Source organism: Paenisporosarcina sp. TG20 (assembly GCF_000286315.1).
Classification (GTDB): Bacteria; Bacillota; Bacilli; order Bacillales_A; family Planococcaceae; genus Paenisporosarcina.
Window position 1 is genome coordinate 1 of sequence record NZ_ALJG01000113.1, and the last position, 3,444, is coordinate 3,444.

Genomic DNA, 3,444 nt, shown 5'->3' on the forward strand with positions numbered 1-3,444 from the left:
CTCAAGCCGAAAGTCGGGCTAGCTTCAGTCGATATTCATATAAGAAAAACAGCTTGTACCTTAGTAGGCACAAGCTGTGTTTTTCGAGTTATTTATTTTGTAATGAAGTCAATTACAGTCGCTATGGTGAAAATCGCTGCAAAGAAAACAAATGATACAACGAATCCAACACCCGAGTCAATTGCATCGTTACGTTTGGATTGGACATTCTTTTCAAATTCGTGCATTTGCAATCCCTCCTAATATCAAGTTAATTATAAGGGATTGTCACAAGAAAATCCATAAACAACAAGTTTATTTCCTTGATTTCCTGCGAATGACACACTTTGTTCAAACAAGCTCTAGTTTTAAGCGTTTTAAAAAGTAAAAATTGTTCCACATACTTTGGTTAGTTTAAGCTTGGCTCTGTTTGTTGCCAAGGGCGATTTGTATGTCCCTAAAGGAATGAAAAAGAGATAGCTTAGTTTTTGATGTCAGAATAATTATCCTGTATCACATGAGTCCTCCTTTGAGGTCATGAAGTTGTTCAGCTAGGTGTCAATCAAAACTGTTAAAAGAGTGGTGCTATCTCTTTCCTCATTTCATGTATAATGGAAAAGAATTTGTATAAAAGGAGGTGCCTTATGTTCTCAAAGACTTGGAAAAATATTCAACAAGGTGAATTTAGTCCGGTTTATTTGCTCATGGGTACAGAGCATTACTTTTTTGACGAAACAGTTCGTCGAATAAAAGAATCGCTGAATCAAAATGGAGAAACGGATATTTTAAATTTTGATTTAGATGAAGTACCTGTTCAATATGTTATTGAAGAAGCGGACACTGTTCCTTTTTTTACTGATCGGAAATTAATTATTGCCAAAAATGCCTCTTTCTTAAAAGCAACCGAAAAAGGGAAAGAAAAAATAGAACATGATTTAAAGAAATTTGAAAGTTGGATTCAGAATCCGTCAGAAACAGCCATCACGATTTTTATTGCACCTTATGAAAAATTAGACGAACGTAAGAAAATAACAAAACTGATGAAAGAAAAAACACTCTTATTAGTTGCTAAACCGCTAGATGGAAACGATTTAGTCGTATGGGTTAAATCGATTGTGGCATCTGAGGGAAAAACCATGACGAGCGAAGCAGTTAACCGATTAATTGAAACAATAGGGCATGACCTCGTTCAATTACGGTCTGAAATACATAAAATGGCGACCTATGTAGGTGAAGAAAAGGAAATTACGCAAGAAGATGTTGAACTATTAATGACGCGTACATTAGAACAGGATGCATTTCAACTATTGAATGCCTATTTACTTGGAGACACAACAACAGCTTTAACAGTCTATCATGATTTACTAAGACAAAAAGAAGAACCGATTATGTTAACCGCATTGCTTGCATCTCAAATTCGGCTAATGTCAAATGTACAATATTTGCAGAAAAAGGGTTATCATGCCCAAGCAATCGCAAAACAATTAAAAGTAAATCCATACCGGGTTAAATTAATTGTGGAAAGTAGACAACAATTTGGAGAAGATCGTTTATTGAAAGTGTTACATACACTAGCAACAGCAGATTATAAATTGAAAACTAGTAGCGGTCGACGAGAACGAATTTTAGAACTATTTTTGATGAATAGATTATAACCAGAATGGTCTAAATAATGATGGAAATTTAATTTGGACTACAGAAGAATATTCAATTAAAATACTTCAAAAAAGTCTTACAAGTGAAGAGAAAAAGCATATCAAAATGCTGTGTATGAAATCATAGAAGGAGCCATTCACTCAATATTATGTATGATTGATCGAGTAGATGAACTGGTTGGAAAATTATCTATTGATTTAATAGACAATGAAACCAATGAATCATTATCAGGAAACACAGCATTACATGAAGAATTTATGCGCTATTTTAAGATATAGAAGATGAGGACTATAAAAATAAAGAATTATAATAACGTGCTGTTAAGGAAGTTTAATGAAGACGACTACTTCCTCATGCGGGTGTTATGTCAACATTCTTATCATTTTTGAATCTAACATGGTGTGTTATTATTAGTGATTCAGCGAAAAATTAAGGCGTGAAAACATCGGGACATATTCACTTCTTGATGAAGATGTTCAATCCTTGATCTGAAAGCATCACTTTAGGATACATCAGCATTTACCATGAAGACATACATGCTGCTGTTGAAACCCTGGACCTTTAAGGTCATCAATCAGAATGAATCTAAAGGTGTGCACAGTATAATGACAATAAAGTTTTTTAAATAGTGCTGTAAAGATGGAGGGGTAATAGTGAATATTTCAAATAAGTACAACCTTAATGAACGTGAATCAAAGTTTTTATTAAAGAAAAGTGTTGTTGGACTGATCCATTCGGCTTCACGCTTAGAAAATGTGAACACAACCTTTCCGCAAACAAAAACTATTGTAGAAGGCATGAGTGTAAGTGGGATTAGCATGGATGATGTACAAGTTATTCTTAATCTTAAAAATGCGTATCAATATGTTTCAAAATTACCTTCGGATACTATTTTTAATCTGATGATAGCTTGTAAAATAAACAATTTTATATCCTATAATGAATCACTGGAATGGGGCGTTTTACGAACAGGTAATGTAGGAATACATGGAGTTGACTATACACCTACAATTCCAATTGAATCCGAAGTAGTCTCTGCTATTAATGAAATTATGGGTAGCAAAGTTACACTAACACACAAAGCATTGAAGTATATGTATTATGGTATGCGAACACAACTATTTTGGGATGGAAATAAGCGTACAGCAATTGTTTCTACAAATGCAATTATGATGTTAAATGGCTCGGGTATAGTTAATATCAGCGAACAGCAATTAGAGTATTGGAATCAATTATTATCAGAATTTTATGAAACGAATAATGATGAAAAAATCATTCAGTGGACCTATGATAACTGCGTTCACGGAATTGATTATTAAAGTGCTGTGCAGTTCTAACCTAATTAAGTATATCTAAGTCAAATATGTACACTTATTACTTCAAAGACGTTCACTTTTATGGACCCACGAAATAGAAAATAATAACTTTAAAAAAGACGTTCAAAGTGGTGTGTTCATACCTATTGGAACGTCTACTTCTTTCAAGTACTTTTACGAACGAGAATAAATAACTTAAAAAACGGTTACTTGTGTAAAAAACTATTTCAATTGTTAACTACAATTACATGAGTCAATTTCATAACTCCTCAATTAGATATTAAACACGAACATTTAATTGTTATCCGTTAATTTTAGAAAGGTAATGTTTGATTGTAGCGCAAGGCGGCGACTCAAGTGGGTACAGCACGAGGCTAGAAAGCCCCGCAGGAAAGATGCTGACCAAAAGCCAGTATCTTTGCGACGAGTAACCGCAGGAGCACAATGGAACGAAGGCTAAGAACGCCACTACGCGAGTCAACGTCTTCGCGGG

Annotated in this window: 4 protein-coding genes; 3 read left to right on the forward strand and 1 reads right to left on the reverse strand. The window is 34.2% G+C overall.

What is annotated here, in order from left to right; translation table 11 throughout:
- Positions 1–92: 92 nt before the first annotated feature.
- Positions 93–227: a YqzM family protein gene (locus B371_RS22625; RefSeq protein ID WP_019412476.1), complete on the reverse strand. Its 135-nt coding sequence runs from the start codon at positions 225–227 to the stop codon at positions 93–95.
- A gap of 396 nt (positions 228–623) precedes the next feature.
- On the opposite strand from B371_RS22625, the gene holA reads away from it, so the two are divergent.
- The 3 genes from holA (at position 624) to B371_RS0101060 (ending at position 2,954) form a co-directional block, all read left to right on the forward strand.
- Positions 624–1,634: a DNA polymerase III subunit delta gene (gene holA, locus B371_RS0101050; protein ID WP_019412477.1), complete on the forward strand. Its 1,011-nt coding sequence runs from the start codon at positions 624–626 to the stop codon at positions 1,632–1,634.
- A gap of 111 nt (positions 1,635–1,745) precedes the next feature.
- Positions 1,746–1,913: a hypothetical protein gene (locus B371_RS23250; RefSeq protein WP_157185121.1), complete on the forward strand. Its 168-nt coding sequence runs from the start codon at positions 1,746–1,748 to the stop codon at positions 1,911–1,913.
- Between the two features lie 375 nt (positions 1,914–2,288).
- On the forward strand, positions 2,289–2,954 hold the full coding sequence (locus B371_RS0101060; protein ID WP_019412479.1) for a Fic family protein: 666 nt from the start codon (positions 2,289–2,291) through the stop codon (positions 2,952–2,954).
- The last annotated feature ends 490 nt before the right edge of the window (positions 2,955–3,444 follow it).

Excerpts from the sequence above, each read along its gene's own strand:
- B371_RS22625 (WP_019412476.1), bottom strand. The coding sequence starts at position 227 with ATGCACGAATTTGAAAAGAATGTCCAATCCAAACGTAACGATGCAATT.
- holA (WP_019412477.1), top strand. The coding sequence starts at position 624 with ATGTTCTCAAAGACTTGGAAAAATATTCAACAAGGTGAATTTAGTCCG.